The organism is Kitasatospora sp. NPDC101801, assembly GCF_044766665.1.
Classification (GTDB): Bacteria; Actinomycetota; Actinomycetes; order Streptomycetales; family Streptomycetaceae; genus Kitasatospora.
This window is the reverse complement of the sequence record NZ_JBIWML010000011.1, coordinates 11,328-35,821: the sequence shown is the minus strand read 5'-3', so window position 1 is coordinate 35,821 and position 24,494 is coordinate 11,328. Positions and strand designations below refer to the sequence as shown.

Here is a 24,494-nt window from a genome sequence, read left to right as displayed (position 1 = left end):
ACGGAGCGTCGGGTGGTGTGCGGAATCCCGCAGGCGAAGGCCGCCGGTGACGATCCACCACAGAGCGGAGGAGACAGGAGCATGGCCGGCGCAATGCGCAAGATGGCGGTCTACCTCGGCCTCGTGGAGGACGAGACGTACGACGGCCAGGGTTACGACCCCGACGACGACTACGACACGGACCCCGAGCCGATCCGAACCGGACGGACCGAGGGCCTGGAGCGCCCCGCCGCGGCACCCGCCGCTCCGGCGCCGGTCGCGCACATCGCGCCTCAGCCCGTCCCGGCCGCCGTGCCGATCCGGCAGGAGCAGCCGCGGATGGCCCCCGTGTCGTCCATCACACCCGACCGCCGCCAAAACCTGGAGAAGAGCACCCCGGTGATCATGCCCAAGGTCGTCAACGAACGAGAGCCGTACCGCATCACCACGCTGCACCCGAGGACCTACAACGAGGCCCGTACCATCGGGGAACAGTTCCGTGGCGGCACCCCGGTGATCATGAATTTGACCGAGATGGACGACACGGATGCGAAGCGGCTCGTAGACTTCGCCGCTGGACTCGTCTTCGGTCTGCACGGCAGTATCGAGCGAGTGACACAGAAGGTGTTCCTGCTGTCTCCTGCTAACGTCGATGTAACGGCGGAGGACAAGGCTCGGATCGCCGAGGGTGGGTTCTTCAACCAGAGCTGACCCGACCACGACTTCTCGGTGGATCTCGTGGCAGTGGTACGTGACTGACGGATCGTCCGGAATGCCGGATTTGAACAGGGAGACGCGATGGGGATCGTGCGGGGAGTGCTCTTCTACGCGCTGAGTGCTTTCCTGTTGGTCCTGCTCTTCCGTCTTGTCATGGACTGGGTCTTCCAGTTCGCCCGCTCGTGGCGTCCTGGGAAGGCCATGGTCGTGGTCCTGGAGGCCACGTACACTGTCACCGATCCGCCGCTCAAGCTTCTTCGGCGATTCATCCCGCCGTTGCGTTTCGGGGGCGTGGCGCTCGACCTGTCCTTCTTCGTACTGATGATCATTGTGTTTGTCCTGAGATCGCTCGTGCTGACTCTGCCGTCTTGAGCGCTGCGACAGGATGCCGGTGTGCCGACGATCACGTTGAGGTGAAGAGATGTCACTGTCCCCCGAGGACGTTCGGAACAAGCAGTTCACGACCGTCCGGCTGCGTGAAGGCTATGACGAGGACGAGGTCGATGCCTTCCTCGACGAGGTCGAGGCCGAGCTGACCCGACTGCTCCGCGAGAACGAGGACCTGCGGGCCAAGCTCGCCGCGGCCACTCGTGCCGCCGCGCAGAACCAGGCCAACATGCGCAAGGAGCAGCAGCCGCAGGACGGCCGCCAGGGAGCTCCGGTCCCCGCCGCCATATCCGGCCCGCCGGTTCCCGGCCAGGGTCAGATGCAGCAGGGCCCCGGCCAGCAGCAGCAGATGCAGCAGATGGGCAACCAGCCGCTGGGCCTGCCCTCCGGTGCGCCGCAGCTGCCGTCCGGTCAGGGCGGCCCGATGGGCCAGCCCAACCAGCAGCAGATGCAGCCGATGGGCCAGCAGCAGCAGATGCAGCAGCCGATGGGTCAGCAGCAGATGGGCCAGACCATGGGCGGCCAGCAGCAGCTGGTGCAGCCGATGGGCGGCCAGATGCTGCAGCCGATGGGTCAGCAGCAGATGGGCCAGACCATGGGCGGCCAGCAGCTGCAGCCGATGGGCGGCCCGATGGGCCAGCAGCTCGGCGGCCCGATGGGTGCCCCGATGCAGCAGCAGAGCCCCGGTGGCGACAGTGCCGCCCGGGTGCTCGCGCTCGCCCAGCAGACCGCCGACCAGGCGATCTCCGAGGCCCGTTCCGAGGCCAACAAGATCGTCGGCGAGGCGCGCAGCCGGGCCGAGGGCCTGGAGCGGGACGCCCGTGCCAAGGCGGACGCCCTGGAGCGGGACGCGCAGGAGAAGCACCGGGTCGCGATGGGCTCGCTGGAGTCCGCCCGCGCCACCCTGGAGCGCAAGGTCGAGGACCTGCGCGCCTTCGAGCGCGAGTACCGGACCCGCCTGAAGTCCTACCTGGAGACCCAGCTGCGCCAGCTGGAGTCGCAGGCGGACGACTCGCTCGCCCCGCCGCGGATCCCGGCCACCGCCTCGCTGCCGCCGGCCGGTGCCTCGGCGATGAGCGGTCAGCCGTCCTTCGGTGGCCAGTCCTCCTTCGGTGGCGGCAACGGTCAGCCGTCCTTCGGCGGCCAGTCCTCCTTCGGCGGCGGCAACGGTCAGCCCTCCTTCGGCGGCCAGCCGAACGGTGCCCCCAGCGGCGCCGCCCAGATGGCCCCCGCCGGGATGACCCAGCCGATGGCGGCCGTCCGGCCGCAGCCTCCGCAGCCGATGCAGCAGGCGCCCGCTCCGATGCGCGGCTTCCTGATCGACGAGGACGGCGACAACTAAGCAGCACCTTCGAGGGCGCCCCCGCCGTGACGATCCGTCACCGCGGGGGCGCCCTCGTTGTCTGCGCAGGGCTGCACCACCAGGGGCTCGGGGAACTGCGACGCCAGCCTCATGGAGGGTGGATCGGTCCGTGGCTGGTCAGGCACCTTTGCAGTGATACCCGCCGACCACGAACCGTCGCCGTTCCCCGAGCCCCTGACGGGGCTCTCGTTATGCCTTGCGGAGCTGGAAGCTCAGGCCCAGGCCCTCGTCGGTGAAGGTCTCCGAGGTCCACTCCGCCGCGCCCGCGAGGAAGTCGGTGGCGAGCACCTCGTCAGCGACCAGCTGGCCGTGCTCGGCGATCGCCTCGGCGGTCTCCTCGTTCGCGGCCCGCCACCGCAGCACGATCCGGTCGGCGACGTCGAGGCCGGAGTTCTTCCGGGCCTCCTGGATCTGCCGGATGGCGTCCCGGGCGATGCCGAGCCGCTTAAGCTCCGGGGTGATGTGCAGGTCCAGCGCCACGGTGGCGCCGGCCTCGTTGGCGACCGCCCAGCCCTCGCGCGGGGTCTCGGTGATGATCACCTCGTCCGGGGTGAGCTCCACGGTCTCGCCGTTCAGCTCGACCGCTGCGGTGCCGGAGGCCCGCAGCGAGGCGGCCAGCGCGGCGGCGTCCGCGGCGGCGACCACCTTGGCGACGTCCTGCACGCCCTTGCCGAAGCGCTTGCCGAGCGCCCGGAAGTTCGCCTTGGCCGAGGTGTCGACCAGCGAACCGCCGACCTCCGCCAGCGACTCGAGCACCGAGACGTTCAGCTCCTCGGCGATCTGCGCCCGCAGGTCGGCGGGCAGTTCGTCCCAGCCCTGGGCCGCGATCAGGGCCCGGGACAGCGGCTGACGGGTCTTCACACCCGACTCGGCCCGGGTCGCCCGGCCGAGCTCGACCAGGCGCCTGACCAGCGCCATGTTCCGGGACAGCTCGGTGTCGATCAGCGCCTCGTCGGCGACCGGCCAGCCGGCCAGGTGCACCGAGACCGGCGCGTCCGGGACCACCGGGACCACCAGGTCCTGCCAGACCCGCTCGCTGATGAACGGGGTGAGCGGGGCCATCAGCCGGGTCACCGTCTCCAGGGCCTCGTGCAGGGTGGCCAGTGCGGCCGCGTCGCCCTGCCAGAAGCGGCGGCGCCCGCGCCGGACGTACCAGTTGGAGAGGTCGTCGACGAAGCCGGAGAGCAGCTTGCCGGCCCGGTGGGTGTCGTACGCCTCCAGCGCCGCGTCCACGTCCCGGACCAGGGTGTTCAGCTCGGAGAGCACCCACTTGTCCAGCTGCGGGCGGTCGGCCGGGGCCGGGTCCGAGGCGGACGGGGACCAGTCGGCGGTGCGGGCGTACAGGGCCTGGAAGGCCACCGTGTTCCAGTAGGTCAGCAGCGTCTTGCGGACCACCTCCTGGATCGCCCCGTGCCCGACCCGGCGGGCCGACCAGGGCGAGCCGCTCGCGGCCATGAACCAGCGCACCGCGTCTGCGCCGTGCTGGTCCATCAGCGGGATCGGGTCGAGGGTGTTGCCCAGGTGCTTGGACATCTTCCGGCCGTCCTCGGCCAGGATGTGGCCCAGGCAGACCACGTTCTCGTAGGAGTTCCTGTCGAACACCAGGGTGCCGACCGCCATCAGCGTGTAGAACCAGCCGCGGGTCTGGTCGATCGCCTCGGAGATGAACTGGGCCGGGTACCGGCTCTCGAACAGCTCCTTGTTCTGGTACGGGTATCCGTACTGCGCGAACGGCATCGAGCCCGAGTCGTACCAGGCGTCGATCACCTCGGGCACCCGGGTCGCGGTGGCCGAGCAGGTCGGGCAGGCGAAGGTGACGTCGTCGATGAACGGGCGGTGCGGGTCCAGCGCGCTCTGGTCGGTGCCGGTCAGCTCGGAGAGCTGGGCCAGCGAGCCGACGCAGGTGAGGTGGTCGTCCTCGCAGCGCCAGATCGGCAGCGGGGTGCCCCAGTAGCGGTTCCGGGACAGCGCCCAGTCGATGTTGTTGTTCAGCCAGTCGCCGAAGCGGCCGTGCTTGACGTTCTCGGGGAACCAGTTGGTGGCCTCGTTCTCCCGGATCAGCGCGTCCTTGACGGCGGTGGTGCGGATGTACCAGGACGGCTGCGCGTAGTAGAGCAGCGCGGTGTGGCAGCGCCAGCAGTGCGGGTAGCTGTGCTCGTACGGGAGGTGACGGAACAGCAGGTCACGGGCCGCCAGGTCGGCCACCAGCGCCTCGTCGGCCTTCTTGAAGAACTGCCCGCCGACCAGCGGGACGTCGGCCGCGAAGGTGCCGTCCGCCTCGACCGGGTTGACCACCGGCAGGCCGTACCTGCGGCAGGTGGCGAGGTCGTCCGCGCCGAAGGCGGGGGACTGGTGGACGATGCCGGTGCCGTCCTCGGTGGTGACGTACTCGGCGTTCAGGACGTAGTGCGCGTCCGGGATCTCCACCAGGTCGAACGGGCGCCGGTAGGCCCAGCGCTCCATCTCGGCACCGGTGAACGACTCGCCGGTGGCCTCCCAGCCCTCGCCGAGCGCCTTGGCCAGCAGCGGCTCGGCCACCACCAGCTGCTCGGTGCCGTCGGTGGCGACCACGTAGGTGACGTCCGGGTGCACGGCGGCGGCGGTGTTGGAGACCAGCGTCCACGGGGTGGTGGTCCACACCAGCAGCGCGGCCCGGCCGGCCAGCGGGCCCGAGGTGAGCGGGAAGCGGACGAAGACCGAGGGGTCGACCACGGTCTCGTAGCCCTGGGCCAGCTCGTGGTCCGAGAGGCCGGTGCCGCAGCGCGGGCACCAGGGGGCGACCCGGTGGTCCTGGACCAGCAGGCCCTTGTCGAAGATCTGCTGGAGCGACCACCAGACCGACTCGATGTAGGACGGGTCCATGGTGCGGTAGGCCTGGTCGAGGTCGACCCAGTAGCCCATCCGCGTGGTGAGCTCGGTGAACGCGTCGGTGTGCCGGGTCACCGAGTCGCGGCACTTGGCGTTGAACTCGGCGATGCCGTACTTCTCGATGTCCTGCTTGCCGGAGAAGCCGAGCTCCTTCTCGACGGCCAGCTCGACCGGCAGGCCGTGGCAGTCCCAGCCGGCCTTGCGGGCGACGTGGTAGCCCTTCATGGTCCGGTAGCGCGGGAAGACGTCCTTGAAGACCCGGGCCTCGATGTGGTGCGCGCCGGGCATGCCGTTCGCGGTCGGCGGGCCCTCGTAGAACACCCACTCGGGGCGGCCCTCGGACTGCTCCAGGCTGCGCTGGAAGATCTTGTTGTCCTGCCAGAAGGACAGGATCTGGTGCTCCAGGACCGGCAGGTCCACCTGGGCGGGTACGGAGTTGTACGTGGTCATCGCGGGGTCTACCTCCGACGGATGCGTGGACAGCGTTCCGACGGAGGGACGAGACGGCAGGCCGTCCCGCGGTACCACCCTCCTTGGCCGCGATGGGGACTGCGGCCCTCTTGTTTGGGCTTGCTACCGGGTCTAATGGGCCGTCAGGCCGTTCTTCCGGTGGCTCCGGGTGATCTTCCCGCCGCGCACACCCCCGGGCTCGCACCATCCCCGGGTCGCTCCTGGCTGCGTACGTCGGTACTCGTCCCATCAGCGCCTTGCGGGCTCAGTGTATCGGGCCCCGGCAACTCCGTGTGCGCGCCCACGCGCGTGGTTAGCGGATGACGATCTGGGCACAACACGGTCAGCACTCGGGCGGGCGGCTGCTCGGGTGGGAACCCAGGGCCTTATCGGTATGTCCCATTGTGGGTGGATTCGATGGGGATTATCGTTCCGGCACCGGAGGCCGCCGGGAACCGGCGGTTCGTTTCGTTCGTAGATGAGGTCGAAGCCATGGCTGAGAAGGCAAGTGGTGCTACCGCCACTACCGCCACCAAGCGGACGCGGAAGGCCGTGGCAGGCGACTCAGGGGAGGGGACCGTGAGTACTACACGGCGGAAGACCAGCAGCAGCACCGGACGGGTGGCCGCGACCAGCCGCAAGCATGCCCCGGCGGGGAGCGGGGCGCGCGGCGCCGAGTCGGTGGACCCGGCGGAGCTGCCGGTCCGCGCCGGCGAGGAGCCCTGGACGTCGGCCGAGGTGGCCGAGCTGCACCAGGAGCTGAACGACGACGCCGACCGGCTGCGCAGCGAGATCACCGCCGCCGAGCTGGCGCTGAACGGCCTGATGCGGGACTCCAACGACGGCGCGGGCGACGACCAGGTCGACGCCGGCACCAAGAACATCAGCCGGGAGAGCGAGCTCGCGCTCGCCAACAACGCCCGGGACAGCCTGGCCCAGACCGAGCGGGCGCTGGCCCGGCTGGAGGGCGTCGGCTTCGGGGTCTGCGAGTCCTGCGGGCAGGCGGTCGGCAAGGCCAGGCTGCAGGCCTTCCCGCGGGCCACCCTGTGCGTCACCTGCAAGGCCAAGCAGGAGCGCAGGTAACGAGTCGGCCACGGGGGTCGGGCGGTACCGTACGCTCGACCCCAGTACTCGTTCACTCTCGGCAGCGGAGCGGATCATCAGCACTCCAGGCTCTCCCCAGACCCAGGACGACTCCGTCCAGCCCGCATCCGTCGAGCTCGCGGAGGACGCGGTGAGCACGTCCGAGGAGTCTCCGGGCGAGGTGCCTTCGGGCGGGTCGGCCGAGCCGGCCCGCACGGCGGCGGAGTCGGCCGCCCGGGAGGCGCTGCGGCGGCGCCGGATCGCCCTGCTGCTCGGGGTCGCGCTGCTCGCCTACCTGATCGACCTGGGCAGCAAGCTGCTGGTGGTGGCCCGGCTGGAGGGGCACCAGCCGATCGAGGTGGTCGGCGACGTGATGACCTTCCAGGTGATCAGGAACGCGGGGGCCGCCTTCGGGATGGGCCAGGCGATGACGGTGGTCTTCACCGCGATCGCCGCCTCGGTGATCGTGGTGATCTGGCGGATCGCCCGCAAGCTCTACAGCCTGCCCTGGGCGATCGCGCTCGGGCTGCTGCTCGGCGGCGCGCTGGGCAACCTGACCGACCGGCTGTTCCGCTCGCCCGAGGTGTTCCGCGGGCACGTGGTGGACTTCATCTCGGTCCAGCACTTCGCGGTCTTCAACCTGGCCGACTCGGCCATCGTCTGCGGCGGCATCCTGGTCGTCCTGCTGTCCTTCCGGGGCAGCAACCCGGACGGCACCGTGCACCAGGTGACCAAGGAGGACAAGAGCGCGTAGCGGCGGGTCCGCGCCCGGCGCGCAGGCCGTGCGGTCCGGCGGTGGCGCCGGGTCCGGCATACTCGTACGGGTGAGTACCGCAGCGCAGACCCGCAGCCTCCCCGTTCCCGACGGCCTGGAGGGTGAGCGCCTCGACGCCGCCCTGGCCCGGATGTTCGGCTTCTCCCGGACCAAGGCCGCCGAGCTGGCCGCCGACGGGAAGGTCACCATCGACGGCGTGACGGCCGGCAAGTCGGACCGCGTCATGGCCGGCGCATGGCTGGAGGTCGAGATCCCGGCCCCCGCCGCTCCCCTCCGGGTGGTCGCCGAGCACGTCGAGGGCATGCGGATCGTCCACGACGACGAGCACATCGTGCTGGTCGACAAGCCGGTCGGCGTCGCCGCCCACCCCAGCCCCGGCTGGACCGGCCCGACCGTGATCGGCGGCCTCGCCGCAGCGGGCTACCGGATCTCCACCTCCGGCGCGGCCGAGCGCCAGGGGGTCGTGCACCGGCTGGACGTCGGCACCTCCGGTCTGATGGTGGTGGCCAAGTCCGAGCGCGCGTACACCGACCTCAAGCGCCAGTTCCACGACCGGATCGTGGAGAAGAAGTACAACACCCTGGTCCAGGGCCACCCGGACCCGATGAGCGGCACCGTGGACGCGCCGATCGGCCGCCACCCCAGCTCGGACTGGAAGTGGGCCGTCACCAAGGACGGCAAGCACTCGATCACGCACTACGACCTGATCGAGGCCTACCGGGCCGCCTCGCTGCTCGACATCAAGCTGGAGACCGGCCGCACCCACCAGATCCGGGTGCACATGTCGGCCCTGCGGCACCCCTGCGTCGGCGACATCACCTACGGCGCCGACCCGACCCTGGCCAAGCGGCTCGGCCTGACCCGGCAGTGGCTGCACGCGGTCTCGCTCGGCTTCGAGCACCCCGGCGACGGCGAGTGGGTGCAGTTCGACAGCGAGTACCCCGAGGACCTGCGCCGGGCGCTCGACATCATCTCCTCGGAGAGCTGATGGCGGCCGACCTGCGGATCGCCGCCGGGGACGTCGACCTGGCGCTGGTCCGGCTGATCCGGCACGAGGTCTTCGTGATCGAGCAGAACGTCCCGGCGGAGCTGGAGTACGACGAGTACGACACCACCTCGGTGCACGTGCTGGCCCTCGCGGACGGCATGGCGGTCGGCACCGGCCGGCTGATCCACGGTGCCCAGGCGCTCGGGAAGACCGGCGTCGCCGGACGGGTGCTGCTCGGCCGGCTCGCGGTCCGCAAGGCAGCCCGGGGCACCGGCCTCGGCGCCGAGCTGGTCCGGGCGCTGGAGCAGGCCGGGCGCGAGCACGGCGGCACCGAGCTGGAGCTGCACGCGCAGGTGCAGGCGCTGGGCTTCTACGAGCGCCTCGGCTACGTCGCCGAGGGCCCGGTCTACGACGACGCCGGCATCCCGCACCGGACCATGACGCGGAAGCTCTGACGCACCGACACCTCGGACGGAACACCGGGACCGGGCGGCCTTCGGGCCGCCCGGTCCCTTTTTCTGCCCTTCCTGCTCCCTCTCCGGTGTACGCAGGGGCAGTGTTTCCGCAGAACCCCCGCAGGCGGCCCTCGTGGCTTGAGCGGCGGAGGTTTGAAATGTTTCGATGACGGCTCACACGCGCGACGAGGGCTGGGGGTCAGGTGCGCCGGTTGAGTTCGTCGGGCACCGTTCCGGCTCTGCTGGACGGTCGGGTGGAGCTGCGCCGTCCGACCGTCGAGGACGCGGACACCCTGCTGGCCGGCTCGCGCGACCCGCTGGTGCGGGAGTTCATGCAGGGCGTCCTGGCGCACCCGGACCGGGAGTCGGCGGTGCGCTGGATCACCGAGGTCGCCCCCGCGCTGTGGGCCGCCGACCGGGCCGCGTACTTCGCGGTGCTGGACGGCCCCGGGCCCGCCGTCGGCTGGGCCGAGCTCACCGACCTGCGGCCGGAGGAGGGTGCAGCCGAGGTCGCCGTCTGGCTGCTGCCCGCCGCCCGCAGTCTCCGGGTGGCCTCCTGTGCGCTCCGGCTGGTCTGCCGGTTCGGCTTCGAGCAGCTGGAGCTGGAGCGGATCGACGCCTACGCGGCGGCGGACAACATGCCCGTCCAGGTGGTCGGAGCCTTCATCGGCTTCCGCCGGGCCGGCTTCCGCCCGCAGCTCTTCCGCAGCTCCTCCACCCAGACGCTGCACGACGCCGTGTACGCCACCGTGGTGCCCGGCGAGCTCTGCTGACCACTCACCCGGCCCCACTGGCGGGGGCCCCTTCCGCTGATTGCTGATCTCCGACCCGGACGTTCTTTGGGGGCATTGTGTCGGGCACCATTCGCTTCACCGCAGGATCGCGTCAACTGGCCGTCGGCCGGATGGAGTTGACGATCGAGGAGGACGGTTCGCTGCAGGTCGCGCGGCAGCTGCCCGCGGGCGACACGGTGCGGCACGGCCGACTGGACCCGGCGGTCCCGCAGCGACTGCTGATCGCCCTGCGCGCCACCCCCGGCGCCCCCGCCGAGCAGCCGGTCGCGGACCGGGAGGCCCGGCGGCTGACGGTCGGTGAGCTGAGCTGGACCGACGGCACCGAGACCCCCGTTCCGCCGGTGGCCCGGCTGCTGGAGGCGCTCGCCGTCCAACTGCTCCAGCCGCTGGAGTACGGCCAACTCCCGCTCGCCGTGGTCGAGTCGGCGATCGTAGAGGAAGCCGCCGACGCGGTGCTCCCGGCCGCCGCGATCGGCACCGTGGACGGCCTGCCCGCCTATGCGCTGGCCGAGGGCGGCCAGGGCTTCGACCTCGGCCGGCTGCCCGACGGCGGTTCGCTGGGCGGCTCCGACGGCGAGGCCGGCCTGCTGCCGAGCGCGGTCGCGCTCGGGGTGGTGGACGGCCGGGAGCTGTTCGCGGTCGGCGCCGCCGACGGTGCGGTGCAGGTCTGGGACGCCGCCGACGGCACGCTGGTGCACGGGACTTCGGGCGGCGAGGGCGCACAGGTGGTGGCCGCCGGGCTGGTCCAGGGCGTCCCGCTGGTGTTCTCCGGCGGCCGGCGCGGCGAGGTCCGGGCCTGGCGGGCCGAGGACGGCAAGGGCCTGGGCCTGCTGGATCTCGGTGGCGAGGGTGCCCGGGCGATCCTGCACGCCCGGTGCGCCGGGGTCGACCTGGTGGTGGCGGCCGCTCCGGACGGCACCGTCCGGGTCTGGGACGCCGGCGCGGGGGTCCGACTCCACCTGCTGGTCGGCCACTCCGAGCCGGTCACCGCGCTCGCGGTGCTCCCGCTCGGCGAGCAGGCCCTGCTCGCCACCGGCGGACAGGACCGGGACATCCGGCTCTGGGACCTGGCCACCGGCCGCGAGGTCGCGCTCTTCACCGGCCACTCGGCCACCGTCACCGGCCTGACCTTCACCGAACTGGACGGCCGCCCGGTGCTGGCCTCGGCCGCACTCGACAACACGCTGCGCACCTGGGACGTCTACGCGGAGACGGCGCTCGGCGGGCGTCCGGCCGGCGGCAGCTGGCTGACCGCGCTGGTCACCGTCAAGGTCGGCGGCCAGGAGCTGCTGGCCAGCGGCGACGAGCACGGCCGGATCCGGCTCTGGGAGACCAAGGGCGGCCGGCCGGTGGGCAGCTACGAGCCCGAGCGGGCGGACGGCACCGGCCCGGTGCCGGTCAACGCGCTGGCGGTCGGCGACCTGTACGGACGCCCGGTGCTGGTGGCCGGCTACGGCGACGGACGAGTCCGGCTCTGGGACGCGGCGGCCAGGACCGAGCTGTACGTCCTGGACTCCGACGGCGGCCCGGTCGGCTCGGTGGCGGTGCTGCCGGTCGTGGGCGAACCGGTGCTGGTCTGCGGCACGGTGGCCGGCGCGGTGCGCTGCCACCGGCTCAGCGACGGCGTGGCACTCTCGGTGCCGACACCGCACACCGGCCCGGTCACCGAGCTGCTGTTCGGCGAGCCGGTGCCCGGTACGGCGGCCGTCCTGGTCTCCGGCGGCGCGGACGGCACGGTCCGGATCAGGAACGCCCGGGACGGCGTCCCGCTGCGGCAGTTGGCGGCCCATCAGGACGGCGTGACCGCGCTGGCGATCGGCGAGGTGAGCGGGCGTCGGGTGCTGGCCAGCGCGGGCCGGGACCGTACCGTCCGGCTCTGGGACCTCGACGGCGGCCAGGCCGGACCGGTGCTGACGGGCCTTCGGGAGTCGGCCGAGAAGCTGGCCGTCGGCGCCCTGGACGGCCGGGCCGTGGTGCTGGCCGGCTGCGCGGACGGTTCGGTGCTGGGCTGGGACGTGGTCGGCGGTCAGGCCGTCGCCGACCTGCCCGGCGGCACCGCCGCGGTCCGCTCGCTGATCTGCCAGGACCTCGACGGCGAGGTGCTGGTGGCGGCCGGCGACGCCGGTTCGACGCTCCGGCTCTGGCACCTGGCCAGCGGCGCGCTGGTGAACGAGGCGCCGTTGGACCGGACCCCGTTGGCGATCGCGTTCGGTGCGGCGGGTCTGTACGTGGTGGGCCCCGGTGGTGCGTTGACGCTCTGAGCGTCGTGGTTCGTTTTCGGTTCGTTTCGGTTGGTTCTCTCGGAAGTCGCTTGGGGGTTGGGATACATGGCAGCGGATTCGTTCAGCATCGACCTGGCGGAGGTCGAGACCTCCGCCACGATGATCCAGCGGATGCACGACGACCTCGAGGAGGCGTTCATCAAGCTGGACACGTTGGTGAAGACGATCAACAAGGAGATCTACGGGACCGACCTGGTCGGCCAGTCCCTGGGCGGGAAGACCGCGTCGGTGATCGGGCTGGCGGAGCAGCAGGAGAACACCCTCAAGGGCTTCAAGGCGTTCCTGGACAACACCGCGAAGGTGGCGGCGAACCTGAAGATGATGAGTGGTGGTCACCGGGACACCGACTCCGATCACGCGGACACGTTGAAGAACCTCGAGATCGACATCCCGCTGCCGCCCGCGCCGTCGACGGGCACCGGGCCGGGGTACGTCTCGCCGACCAAGGGTCCGAACCTGGACTACAACCACCACAGGACGCCTGATCCGTCGGCCGCGCCGCCGCCGCGGGGTCCTCGCGGGCCGCTGCTGACCTGAGGCCGTCCGGGCCTTCCGTGATCGTTTTGTGCAACTGTCCCGTGCAACCGCCCCGTGCTACAGCGTCGACCAGGAAACGAGTGACCAACGGTGAAGAAAGAGCTGCCTCCTGAGCTCGCGGACGTGCTCAAGACCTTGCACAGCAACGCGGACGGCGGGGATGTGCAGTTCCCCGACGGCAACGAGGAGCGGATCAACGACCTGGCGGCGGCGTGGAAGACGTTCAACGACGTCGCCGACATCCGGATCCGGACGATCTGGGCGCACGCCCAGCGGGCGTGTGAGCACATGTCCGGTGAGGCGGCGGAGAGTTACGAGCGTTACCTGCAGAAGTTCGGGGTCGGTGAGGGTTCGCACGCGGGGACGATCCTGACGGCCGGGAAGATGGTCGAGGCGCATCTGCGGGGTGCGGCGGCGGCGATCACCGACACCAAGACGACGATGATCAACCAGCTGGAGTACGCGAAGAAGTACATCGAGCAGAACCCGGCGGGCAAGAAGGAGGACATCGCCAAGTCGGCGGGTGTGAAGTCGGCGGTGGAGGCGTATCACGCGTACGTGAAGGACGTCACCGGCAGTGTCGACACGATGCTGAAGGCCGGTGCCGATCACGGTGCGGCGACGGATGCGGCGACGCAGATCGCCAACCTGGCGGGTGGGAAGACGCCGCCGCCGGGTGGGCCGACGCCGCCGCCGACGGGTATCGACTCGGCGCCGCCGCCCGGTGCGGGTGGTGGCGGGGCCGGTGCCGGTGGTGGCGGCGCCGGTTCGGGTGCCGGTGGCGGCGGTGCGGGTGGTGGCGGTGCCGGCGGGGGTGGCGGTGGTCCGAAGCCGAAGCCGTACACGCCGCCGAAGGTGGCGCCGTACAAGCCGCCGGCGATCAAGAACCCGTACGTCGGTGGCAACGGTCTGGGTCCGGACGGGAAGCCGCTGTTCAAGCCGGCGGTGCAGCCGCCGGGTCTGAACCTGGCCGGTCACCCCGGGTACAAGGGGCTGGGCGAGGGCTCGACGCTGACGCCGTACGCGGGTTCCGGTGGCGGCGGTGCGGGCGGCGGCGCCGGTGGTGGCGTGGGCGGCGGCAGTGCGTTCGGCGGCGGCATGCCGGGTGCCGGGAGTTACGGGCGCGGCGGCGGGCTGGCCGGGGCCGGCGGGGCCGGTGCGGGTGCTCGTGGCGGCGCTGCCGGTGGTGCCCGCGGTGGCACGGCGGGCGGCGCGGCGGCGGGGGCCGGGGCGGGTCGTGGCACGGCCGGTGCGCCCGGTGCGGGTGCGATGGGCGGTGGCGCGGGTGGCGGCAAGGGCGCCGGCGGTGCCGGTGGCAACCGTTTCCTGCGGCCGACCCGGCTGGGCTCGGAGGAGGAGAAGGAGAAGCGCCGCCGCGACCGTGGGGTCGTCGGCGGGGAACAGGTCGACCATGAGGCCGGTGACCCGCATTTCGAACGGATGCGGCGTCAGTGGCTGGATGAAGCTCGTGGGGGCTCGTCCAGTGAGGCCGCCGCGGCGGCTGCGGCGGCTGCCGCGGCCCAGCCGGCGGTGGGCGGTAGTGGCGATCTGATGGCCCAGTTGGCCGGCGCGCTGCTGGGCGCCGAACCGGCTGAGGCCGAGGCCGGGGTGGCGGCGGGCGGAGCTGTGACCTCCGCCGACGCCCCGGCCGCATCGACCGGTGGGACGCCTGCCCCGGAAGGGACGGCCACCGCCCCGCCGGCTCCCGCGCCGGAGGAGGAGTACCTCGACCGGGCGCGTTCGGTGGCCGAGCGGCGGGGGCGTCCCGACGAGGAGGGCCAGGTCACCGAGGCCCCGGCGCCCGTCGTGGAGCCGGCGCCGATCCGGCAGGAGGGCGGGTACGACGTGCCGAGCCCGTTCCTGCGTGCGGCGTTGACCCGGATCGCCGCCGGTGGCGGTGCCGAGGGTGGTGGCCCGCCCCGGCCGTGACCTGGATCCGGTTTCCCTGAGACCGGGCGGCGGAGGACCTCCAGCCCTCCGCCGCCCTTCCTTTTTCGCCCAGCACCCGTACCACACCGACCTGATGAGGGACCGTCATGGAAGAAGAGCCGAAGTTCCGGCCGGTTGAACAGGTTGGGACACCGCTGCGCCGGGCTGTGATGGAGCCTCAGGCCGCGCCGCTGTGGGGTGGTGGGGAGGACGTGATCCCGGCCGAGCGGTCGTACGAGCGGCTGACGCCCGTTCAGGAGGCGGCGGAGCCGTTGTTCACGCCGGTGGAGCGGTCCTCGGAGCGGTTGATGCCGGTGCAGGAGGCGGCGGAGCCGTTGTTCAGCCCGGTGGAGCAGTCGGCCGAGCGGATGATGCCCCGGCAGATGCACACGATGGCGGCGCAGGACCCGTTCGGGACGGTGACGGAGGCGCGGTCGAGCGCGGCCGGGGCACCCGACGGGACGTTCCCCGCCACGCGGGTCGGGGGCTTCGCACCGGACGGGACCACCCCCGCCATGCAGGTGGGTGTGCCTGCGGGGGAGGGGGTGACGGCGGTGCCCAAGTCCGGCTCCGACCGGACGTTTCCCGCGATGCAGGCGGGTGTGCCTGCGCGTGACCTGGAGACGGCGGTGCCCAAGTCCGGCTCCGACGGGACGATCCCCGCGACGCAGATGGATGCCCCTTCGGGCGACGGGGTGACCTCGGCGCTGAAGGTCGGCGCCGACAAGGTGGTCCCCAAGCAGGCCGGGTCGGCCAGTTCGCCGAGCGGCGGCGCGGGCGCCGGGTTCGTCGCCATCCCCGACCAGTACCGGGCCGCCGCCGGACCGGTGCTGGGTGTGGCCGACCAGCTCAAGGAGACGTACACCAGCCTGAGCGGCTACCTGCACGGCATGGGCGCCAACGCGCCCTGGGGCAACGACGACGACGGCAAGACCTTCGCCAACGGCGAGGACGGGGAGCCGGGTTACCTCGGCAACGAGAGGGACATCCTCGACGGTCTGAAGCTGCTCCCGGAGATCGTCGAGCGGATCGGCAAGATCCTCAAGGGCCTGGGCGACAGCTACGACAGCTCCGAGGACTTCAGCCTCGGCGCGATCGGCAAGCCCGAACTCCCGACCCCCGGAACAGGTCAGCCGGACACGGTGCTGCGGGACATCGCCAACGGCAAGCTCAACGGAAGGCACTGAACCACCATGGCTGTCGAACTCCCCGAGCCCCTCCAGTGGGTCCTGCTCCTGCTCGCCGGTACGCGGTGGCCGGAGGGTGACGAGGACCTGATGCGGGACATGGGCCGTCGTTGGCGGGCTACTGCCGAGGCTCTGGACGAGGCCGGCCGGGCTTCGGACGCGGCGGTGCGACGGGCGCTCGACGGCCAGCAGGGCTCCGCCGCCGAGGCGTTGGAGAAGGACTGGAACAAGCTGGTGCTGCCGGCGGACGGGTCCAAGCCCGGTTTCTTCCCCGGGATGGTGAAGTCCTGCAACGCGATGGCCGACAGCCTGGAGGCGATGGCCAACTCGACTGAGACCGCGAAGATCTCGATCGTGGCGCAGCTGGGCATTCTGGCGTTCGAGATCGCCACGGCGGAGGCCGCCGCCCCGGTCACCGCGGGTGCGTCGATGGCGGCGATCGCGCCCGCCATCCAGGTCAGCAAGATGACGGTCCAGCAGATCCTGAAGAAGCTGGCGAAGGAGATCATCGAGTACGCGTTGAAGGAGGCCTTCCAGGAGGTCGCCATCAACCTGCTGGCCCAGTCCATCCAGTTGGCGTCGGGCAACCGTAAGGAACTGGACGGCAAGGAGCTCGGTATGAGCGCCGCCGGCGGCGCCATCGGCGGCGCGGCGGGCGGCATGATCGGCAAGGGCCTCGGTGCGGCCGGCGGCAAGCTGATCGGCAAGAAGATGGACACCCTCCCGGCCCAGATGGTCGAGGGTGCGCTGACCGATGTCGGTGCGGACGTGGTGACCCAGCTCGCCCTGACGGGTGAGGTGGACGGCTCGGGCCTGGGCGGCTCCGCCCTGAGCGGCGCGGGCAGCCCGGCCATCATGCGCGGCGCGTCCGCCGTGAAGGGGAAGTTCAACTCCTCGGACATCCCGGATGCGTCCGACTTCGCGGGCGGCTCCGACGCCCCGGGTTCCAGTGGCTCGGGTTCCGGCAGTTCCGGCAGTTCCACCGGCTCGGGCTCGTCGGGCAGCTCCGACTCCTCGGGCTCCAGCGGTTCGAGCGATTCCCCTTCGTCGAGCTCCACCGGCTCCAGCAGTTCGGGGGCTTCGGGGGGTTCCGGCTCTTCCGGATCGACCGCCTCCGGTGGTTCGGGTAACTCCAACTCCTCGGGCTCCAGCAGCTCCGGTGGTTCGGGTAACTCCAACTCCTCGGGCTCCAGCGGCTCCCATGGCTCCGGCAGTTCCAGCAAGTCCGATGGCTGGGACGACTCCGGTTCGTCCGGTTCGAACGGCTCCGGCGGTCCCAGCAGGTCCGACGGTTGGGAGGGCTCCAACTCCCCCGGCTCCAATTCCTCTGATACGCCCAGCAGTTCGAACTCCGACGGATCCGGCGGCCCGAGCAAGCCCGACTCCCATGGGGACACCGCTTCGGGCAACCAGCCCAACCTGTCGGATGTCGGCAGCGACGGGCACAACATCCGTCAGAACTACTCCGAGGGCACCACCCCCGACACGAACGGCAACTCCGGCAACCATTCCAACCTGTCGGATGTCGGCAGCGACGGGCACAACATCCGTCAGAACTACTCCGAGGACACCCCCCGGACCTTCTCCGCCAACCGGGACGCCGTCACTCCGACCCACGACACCACCCCGTACCAGGGCCCGACCCCCACCCGTGGCGAGACGTCCCCACAGCTCACCCCGTACGAGCCACCGACCCAGCGCACCCCGGACAGCACCCCGGACCCGACGCCCACGCCCCGGACGGCACCCACGTCCGACGGTCCGCCCGCCGGTGTGCCGCATCAGCGTCAGGCTCCGGACACCGACCAGAACGACCAGCCGGCGGGCACCCGTGTCGCCGGTGTCGGAACCATCGGAACGCGGACCGCACCGTCGACCCCGGGCTACGCACCCAGCCCCACCGCAGACTTCACGCCCCCGCAGGTCACCCCCGACGCTCCGGCCCAGCCGGGAGCACCGGCCCCGCAGCACACCGCGCCCGGCGCCGGGCCGTCGACGGCCCGTCCGACCGGCCCGCAGCCCACGGCCCAGCCGTCCCGCCCGGTCGGCACGAACTCCGCTGAGCCTCCGGTGAATCCGGCCAACACCCTGGGAAACAGGCCGGGCGCCGTCCCTCCCAGCACGGACACGGACACGGATCCGGACGCCTCGCCGGACGCACCGCTGACCGAATGGTCGCAGTCGCTGCCTCCCACCGGCACGGTTCCGGACAAGGACGCCATGGCGGAGTACGGGCGGATCCTGGGGATGGAGCCGAATCAGCTTCCCCAGGTCATGGTCTTCGCACCGACCGGCGCCACGGCGTCCACCCCCTTCTCCCAGTACTCGTCCGGAGTGGTCAACCTTCCGCTGACCGAGGCCGGTCACCGGCTCAACCTCTCGCTCCTCAGCGGTGGTCCCGAGATCGGGAACACCGCTGACGCGACCCAGACCCTCACCGGTCTGGGCGGAGGTGCCTACGTCGCGAGCATGGATGGCCGTCCCGAGGCACTGGCGATCAACCAGACGGTGGACCCCGATCACCCCGATAACCGCGACGGCTGGACGCAGGAGGAGGTGATCCAGCACGAGCTGGGACACCATCAGCAGGTCCTGGACGGTTTCGACATCGATCCGAGGACGAACAACGTCACGTTGATCGAATACCACAACATCCTCACCAACGAGGCCAGGTTCGATCGGCCGAACCCTCGGGTCTTCTATGTCGGAGCCGATGGGCAGGGCAACCTCCAGCTCGACCAGAAGACGAGCATCGAGCTTGCTCTCGGCATCAATCCGCCCGCACGGCTCGCCCCGGCGGGTTACTGGGATGCAGCGGTGCAGCTGCCTAAGAATCCCAACGAGCAACGGATGTTCGACGGCATCACGGCCGCTCTCGGGGCCCCGCCGTACGCGGGTACGCCGGCAGCCGACAAGGTTGGGGCGAAGGCTCGGAAGAACTTCGCCAAGGCGTACCTTCAGACGTACGCAACGAAGCATCCAAGGGAGCGGCCGCCTGCTCCGGAGCCCTCGATGCCGCCCCCGCCGGGTAACGGGCCGGGCCATGGTCATGGTGGTCCCCCGCTGCCGCCGCCTCCGCCGCCGGGTGGTGGCGGCCCGTCGGGTCCCCCGCTGCCGCCGCCTCCGCCGCCGGGCAACCGGCTCGGTGGTCCGCCGCCGCCGCCCCCGCCGCCGGGAGGTGGTGGCCCGTCGGGTCCTCCGCTGCCGCCGCCTCCGCCGCCGGGCAACCGGCTCGGTGGTCCGCCGCCGCCGCCCCCGCCGCCAGGTACCGGTGCCTCGGCGAGGTCCTTCGGGCCAGTGGGCTCACGGACCGATGGCAGCTCCGCGGTCTCGCGGTCCGCACCGTCGGCCCCTGGCAGCACCGGCACGCCGCCTGCACCGTTCGGTGACGCTCCGTCGGGTACCCGTTCGATCGACCATGCCACCGACCAGCCGCACAGTGGCGTCTCGGATACGGGGTCCCCCGCGCCGTCCACCGAGTCCGATCCGTCGTACCGGCCCGCGACCGACGGACGGCCGCAGGGAAGCCCGGGCGGTCTGGTCGATCCGTCGGATCTCGACCACCAGCGGATCAACAACGCGGTCCCGCACGGCCCGGACGGCCGGCCGCAGGTGCACCCGGACCCGAACAGCGGGAACTGGCACGCGAGCATCAACGGCGACGGCCCGCGTACTCCCGGCCGTAACAACAACTGCGTCGACGTGGCCCTCGCCGCCGTCGACACCTACTCCGGCCACCCGACGGCCGCAGCCTCGCGTACCTCCGACCTCGACGACGCCGGGCGCCCGTCCAACCTGGGCGAGCGGAACGGACGCGACCGGATCGAGAATTCCCTGGGCGCCAAGTTCTCGGACTACGGCGACGGCTCCGCTGCCTTCAACCGGCTGGAGAACAAGCTCCGTCAGAGCGGCCACGGTTCCCAGGCGGTGATCATCACCTCCGACACGGACGGCCGGTCCCACGTCTGGAACGTCGTCAACCACAACGGCAAGATCACGTACATCGACGCCCAGACCGGCCACCGCTCCGACAAGCCACTGCACAACGGCGAGAACGGCGTCTTCGCCATCCCGCTCGATCCCGACCGCAAGCCCAGCGACGTGGCGCCCGACGCCACGGACCGACCGTCCAGCGAGCCCGGTCTGCTGGAGGACGCCGCCGATGACGACTTCGACTACGACAACTACGACTACGACCGGTACGACGAAGAGGTCGAGTACGACGACAGCGACGGCGACAGCCAGAGTGACGACGAGGTCGAGTACAGCGACAGCGACCAAGAGGTAGAGCACAGCGTTCAAGAGGCTGAGCACGGCGATGACGAGAGCGACTCTCCGAACCACGTGGAGGAGGGCGATCCCTCCCTGTCCGAGTTCCAGCCGGCGAAGGACGGGATTCAGAAGCTGGACCACAAGACGATCTTCTATCACGCCGGTGCCACGGCGAAGACCGACAAGCTCAAGGATGGGAAGTTCCCCGACAGTTCCATCCGGAAGGCAGAAGATCGTCACTGGTTCGGGTTCTACAGCGCTTCGTCACCGAACGATGCCACCGGCTACATGGACTGGCAGATCGCCGAGGACGTCGCGGGCCTCAAGAAGGCCAGGATGGAGCCCAAGAACGAGCTCAACCGGCTCACGGACCAGGGCGCCCCGCTGGAGCAGATCCGGGCTGCCCAGAAGCAGATCGTGAAGCTGGACGCGCAGATCGAATTCAGGGAGGAGCTTCGGACCGAGGGGCGCTACAACCCCATGGGCAAGAAGAAGGCGACTGACTACGAGCTCCTTGACGTGCAGCTCCGCCCGGACAAGGACGGTTTCGACCTCGTCACCTTCGACAAGGCGACGTGGAACAAGAAGTCCCCGGAGCGGGAGCAGGTCATCTGGGAGGAGACGGGCAAGCGCCTCGGAAGGACGGATTGGCCTCCCCACGACCCGTCGATTCCGCTGCTGGAGAGGCTCGGAAACGAAGGCGTCGCCGTGGTCGGCCCCAGCGCTCAGGAGTCGGGCCAGGCTCCCCGGTTCGAGATGGTCACCCCGTACAGCCTGATGGACCGGATGGTCCTGGCCCCCGACCCCGTGCAGCCTGTGACGGACGGTTACGGCTTCCAGCTCAGCGAGCAGCAGCTCAAGGAGATGGACGAGCACCGGAAGAGGATCGCGGAGCCGGCCGGTACCGATCTGGGGGAATCGTCCAGCTCAAACAGTGCGCCGAACGATCAGGACGGCCCGACGGACGGTCAGGACCAGGGCCAGGACCAGGAACACGAGCAGGACCAGGACCAGGAACACGAGCAGGACCAGGACCAGGACCAGGACGGACCGGACGCACCGGAAGGGCCGCTGACGACCGAGCACTCGCTCGCGGCCGACCCGAAGACCTTCTTCACCGACAACCTGGTCTTCACCAATGTCGACGCCGGCCTGGTCCTGCGCCATGGAGACCAGTTCAGCTCGTCCGAGCGGGCGAACCTCCAGAAGCTGGTCGACGGACAGACGAACCACTGGTTCACCATGGTCCCCGACCCGGTGCGGAGCACCGCCGACAAGCCGGCTTATGTCCTCACCCCGGCGTTGGAGAAGTACGCCGAGGTCAACAGCGAGATCCGCACGCTGATCGGGAACAGGCCGCTGCCTCCGGCGGGCCCTGACGCCGACTACCTGCAGTCCGGGTACATCCCGTTCAAGGTCGGGGCGCCGGCCACGGTGACCGGTTCGGACGGGGTCCAACGGATCGACCTGGGCAAGATCGGGCACGCCGACATCCCGCTGTCCGGCGACGGTACTTCGGGGCCGTCGAAGCTCGTCGTCACACCCACGATGAACGGGTGTGCCCTCGCCGTGACGCCGAGTGCCCGGCCGGGGCACATCACCGCCTGGCACTACCAGTCGCCGAACGGCAACGTGGCCAACACGAAGGCCGCCCTGTTCCGGCGCGACCAGCGCCCCACCGACTGGTTCGGCTGGGAGGAGTACGAGAGCGCGGACACCGGGGACAGCGACAAGACCAAGACCTTCGAGGTGACCAACACCCTCTGGCAGGACAGCGACGGTGGCTGGCACATCGTCAGCCAGGAGAACCGGGAGGACAAGGACAACGAGCAGGTGAGCACGGTCCGGACCCGTCCGCTGAAGCTCACCCCGGGGACCGAGGGCGACCAGGCCGCGCAGGTGGCCCGGATCTATGCGGGCTTGGCGCAGAAGGAACTGGGCGAGTTCGACCGGGCCGCGACGAAGCTGCTCGCGAAGCCGTACTGGACCCCGGCGGGGAAGCAGGAGGTGGCGGACCAACTCGGCATGTTCCGGCAGCAGATGGAGGCCCAGCGCGACGCACTCCGGACGATGGCGGGCATGGACTCGACGGCGCCCTTCACCGGGAGCAACCCGGTGGCGATGCCGCCGCAGCAGCCGGTCGGGTCCCCGCAGCAGACGCCGGGGAACCAGCGGGTGCCCACCACCTTCGCCGACCTCGAGAGTCTCGCCGCCCAGGCGAAGCAGCGCCGGACCGCGGTCGTGGAGGACACCAAGGCGATGCTGTCGGCCCAGGTCGTGGCCGGTCTGGGCAACGACTGGAAGCAGGCCGGCGAGCGCCAGCAGACGGTGGACGATCAGCTCAAGTGGTTCACCCCCGAGGACCGGTGGCTGGACCAGCTGACGGCCGAGGTGACCGCCCACCCCGCAGCGCACGACGCCCCTGCGGAGTACCGCCCGGCCACGGCCTACCGGCCGAGCGGTTCGGACGGGCTGATGCAGCCGACGGAGGCCGATCAGGCCCGGATCGACGGTGCGGTGCCGCGCGTGGACGGGGCACCGGTGGTGCACCCGAGCCCGTACGAGGGTGGCTGGATCGGTGCTGTCAACGGCGACGGTCCCACGGCCCCGGGGCGCGGGAACAACTGCGTCGACGTCGCGCTCTCCATCGTCGACACCTACCTCGGGCGCCCCACGGCGGCCGCCCCCCGTACCCCGCCGTCACCGGGTGGCGAGGCGGGCGGCCGCGACCGGATCGAGAGCTCCCTCGGCGCGAAGTTCGCCGACCTCGGGAGCGGCCGGGAGGCGTTCGACCGACTGGAGTCGACGCTCCGGCAGAGCGGCCACGGCTCCCAGGCCGTCATCATCACCACCGACGCCGACGGACGCGCCCACGCCTGGAACGCGGTCAACCACAACGGCCAGGTCACGTACATCGATGGCCAGACCGGTCAGCGCAGCGACCAGCCCCTGCACAGCGGCGACGAGGGCGTCTTCGCCATCCCCCTCGACCCCGACCGTGCCCCGATCACCCCCGACCACCACACCCCCGACTCGACCCACAACCGCACGGCCCCCGAACGTCCTGGCGCGACCTCGCACGTGAATCCGCCCGGTCGATCCGCCGCCCTCACCTTCCCCCGGCTCGACACGCCGCCGGGGCCACCCCTGCCCGACGGGCCCGAGCGGAGGGAACGCGTCCGGGCCAACACGGAAGTGACCAAAGTCATGCTTCACCTGGAGTCCTTCATGAGGCAGGCCGCTGGTCTGCCGGTTCCCGGCAGCATGACCATGCTCGACGGCCACCCCCTGCCGTTCCTCCAGGACGTGCCCCAGGGGGCGGATCTGCCCGAGGCGGAGAGGCTGGGTTGGGAGGAGAACGGCGTCCTGAAGCTGGGCCGCGATCGGGACAACCCGGATGTCACCTTCAACCCGGCCACAGGCGAGTTCACCACCAGGCTCGACCCGACCACGCTGAACGACCGTTACTACCAGTTCGCCGGCAAGGCACGGGACCTGGTCCAGTACGGTCTGCGCCGCACCGGTGACACCAGCATGCAGCAGCACGCCGCGCTTCCCCCCAAGGACTTCCTCAGGGAGTACGGGCTCACCAGGCCGGAGTCACAGGCCTACTGGCAGGCACAGGACGCCCGCGTCAGCGAGTTGGACGCCTCCGCCAAGAGGTCCGTGCGCGAGCGCCCGAAGCTGCTGAACGCGGGGGATGTGGACGGGCTGCTGATGGGGCAAGTGACAGGAGCGGGTGAGCAGGCCGGAGCATTGCTGGGGAAGTACGACGGGTTCGTCCTCGGTGAGAACCACAACGATCAGGCGACCTGGACGTTCCTTGCGGAGCAGATGCCAGCGCTCAGCAGGAGCGGAGTGAAGACGGTGTACCTGGAGCATTTCCGGGACGACGCGCTTCAGGACGAGTTGAACCAGTTCATGAGCAGTACCGACCCCCGCCCGCGGGACCCGCTCGCCCTCGCCATTTCCAGGCACGAGCGGACCTACAAATTCAAGGCGGACTCTGTCCTGAACACGATCGTCGCCGCCCGTACCAACAGGATCGGCGTTCAGCTGGTCGACGGCTTCCCTGCCCGGATGCCGCCGCAGCCCCCGGACCGCGCTCCCATTCCGCAGGGCGAGGTGAAGCCGGAGATCTACCGGCGCACCAAGCGGATGAACTCCTACACGGTGGATGTGATCGACAGGCACCAGAAGAAGTCCGGCGTCGGCGCCAAGTACGTGGTGGTGCTGGGCTCCGCTCACGTCGGTGAGCACAAGGGGCAGTTGTCCGAGGGGATGCGCGGAAAGCTGGGGATCCGGAAGTCGGCCGTCCCGGGGGTTGCCGAGGCGCTCGGTGTGCCAGGCGTTGCATTCGTTCGCGAAGGCAACGGGGACACCGTGGTCGAGCCGCTGAACCTCCACCAGATACCGCGGCGTCCGTAG

Annotated in this window: 14 protein-coding genes; 13 read left to right on the top strand and 1 reads right to left on the bottom strand. The window is 70.9% G+C overall.

Going from position 1 to position 24,494, the window contains the following annotated elements; all coding sequences use genetic code 11:
* Window positions 1-81: 81 nt before the first annotated feature.
* The 3 genes from ACIRPK_RS15570 to ACIRPK_RS15560 all read left to right on the top strand — a co-directional run bounded on the left by ACIRPK_RS15570 (window position 82) and on the right by ACIRPK_RS15560 (window position 2,425).
* Window positions 82-690 (top strand): cell division protein SepF, encoded by a 609-nt coding sequence (locus ACIRPK_RS15570; protein WP_057233070.1) that lies wholly within the window; start codon window positions 82-84, stop codon window positions 688-690.
* A gap of 87 nt (window positions 691-777) precedes the next feature.
* Window positions 778-1,068 carry a YggT family protein gene (locus ACIRPK_RS15565; RefSeq protein ID WP_057233071.1) on the top strand — a complete coding sequence of 97 codons (291 nt, stop codon included), beginning with the start codon at window positions 778-780 and terminating at the stop codon, window positions 1,066-1,068.
* 49 nt (window positions 1,069-1,117) lie between these two features.
* A complete protein-coding gene (locus ACIRPK_RS15560; RefSeq protein WP_403038349.1) occupies window positions 1,118-2,425 on the top strand; it encodes a DivIVA domain-containing protein in 1,308 nt (435 codons plus the stop codon).
* A gap of 210 nt (window positions 2,426-2,635) precedes the next feature.
* On the opposite strand, the gene ileS is transcribed toward ACIRPK_RS15560, so the two are convergent.
* Window positions 2,636-5,764: an isoleucine--tRNA ligase gene (ileS, locus tag ACIRPK_RS15555; RefSeq protein WP_403038346.1), complete on the bottom strand. Its 3,129-nt coding sequence runs from the start codon at window positions 5,762-5,764 to the stop codon at window positions 2,636-2,638.
* 579 nt (window positions 5,765-6,343) lie between these two features.
* Between ileS and ACIRPK_RS15550 the strand changes: the two genes are divergently transcribed.
* The 10 genes from ACIRPK_RS15550 (at window position 6,344) to ACIRPK_RS15505 (ending at window position 24,494) form a co-directional block, all read left to right on the top strand.
* Entirely contained in the window at window positions 6,344-6,847 is a 504-nt protein-coding gene (locus ACIRPK_RS15550; RefSeq protein WP_403038343.1) for a TraR/DksA family transcriptional regulator, read from the top strand.
* Between the two features lie 151 nt (window positions 6,848-6,998).
* Window positions 6,999-7,601 carry a signal peptidase II gene (gene lspA, locus ACIRPK_RS15545; RefSeq protein ID WP_403038341.1) on the top strand — a complete coding sequence of 201 codons (603 nt, stop codon included), beginning with the start codon at window positions 6,999-7,001 and terminating at the stop codon, window positions 7,599-7,601.
* A gap of 70 nt (window positions 7,602-7,671) precedes the next feature.
* Window positions 7,672-8,610, top strand: coding sequence for an RluA family pseudouridine synthase (locus ACIRPK_RS15540; protein WP_403038338.1), 939 nt, complete (start codon window positions 7,672-7,674; stop codon window positions 8,608-8,610).
* A complete protein-coding gene (locus ACIRPK_RS15535) occupies window positions 8,610-9,065 on the top strand; it encodes a GNAT family N-acetyltransferase (protein WP_403038335.1) in 456 nt (151 codons plus the stop codon). The genes ACIRPK_RS15540 and ACIRPK_RS15535 overlap by 1 nt, the downstream gene beginning before the upstream one ends.
* Before the next feature lie 212 nt (window positions 9,066-9,277).
* Complete coding sequence (locus tag ACIRPK_RS15530; RefSeq protein ID WP_403038332.1) at window positions 9,278-9,838, top strand: GNAT family N-acetyltransferase; 561 nt, start codon at window positions 9,278-9,280, stop codon at window positions 9,836-9,838.
* A 77-nt stretch (window positions 9,839-9,915) separates the two neighbouring features.
* Entirely contained in the window at window positions 9,916-12,120 is a 2,205-nt protein-coding gene (locus tag ACIRPK_RS15525) for a WD40 repeat domain-containing protein (protein WP_403038329.1), read from the top strand.
* Window positions 12,121-12,186: 66 nt separating this feature from the next.
* The gene (locus ACIRPK_RS15520; protein ID WP_403038326.1) at window positions 12,187-12,678 is read left to right on the top strand and encodes a hypothetical protein; all 492 of its coding nucleotides are present in this window, start codon (window positions 12,187-12,189) and stop codon (window positions 12,676-12,678) included.
* Window positions 12,679-12,768: 90 nt separating this feature from the next.
* Window positions 12,769-14,607, top strand: a complete 1,839-nt coding sequence (locus ACIRPK_RS15515; protein WP_403038324.1) for a hypothetical protein — start codon at window positions 12,769-12,771, stop codon at window positions 14,605-14,607.
* Between the two features lie 167 nt (window positions 14,608-14,774).
* Window positions 14,775-15,794 (top strand): hypothetical protein, encoded by a 1,020-nt coding sequence (locus ACIRPK_RS15510; protein WP_403038322.1) that lies wholly within the window; start codon window positions 14,775-14,777, stop codon window positions 15,792-15,794.
* Window positions 15,795-15,800: 6 nt separating this feature from the next.
* Window positions 15,801-24,494: a toxin glutamine deamidase domain-containing protein gene (locus ACIRPK_RS15505; protein ID WP_403038320.1), complete on the top strand. Its 8,694-nt coding sequence runs from the start codon at window positions 15,801-15,803 to the stop codon at window positions 24,492-24,494.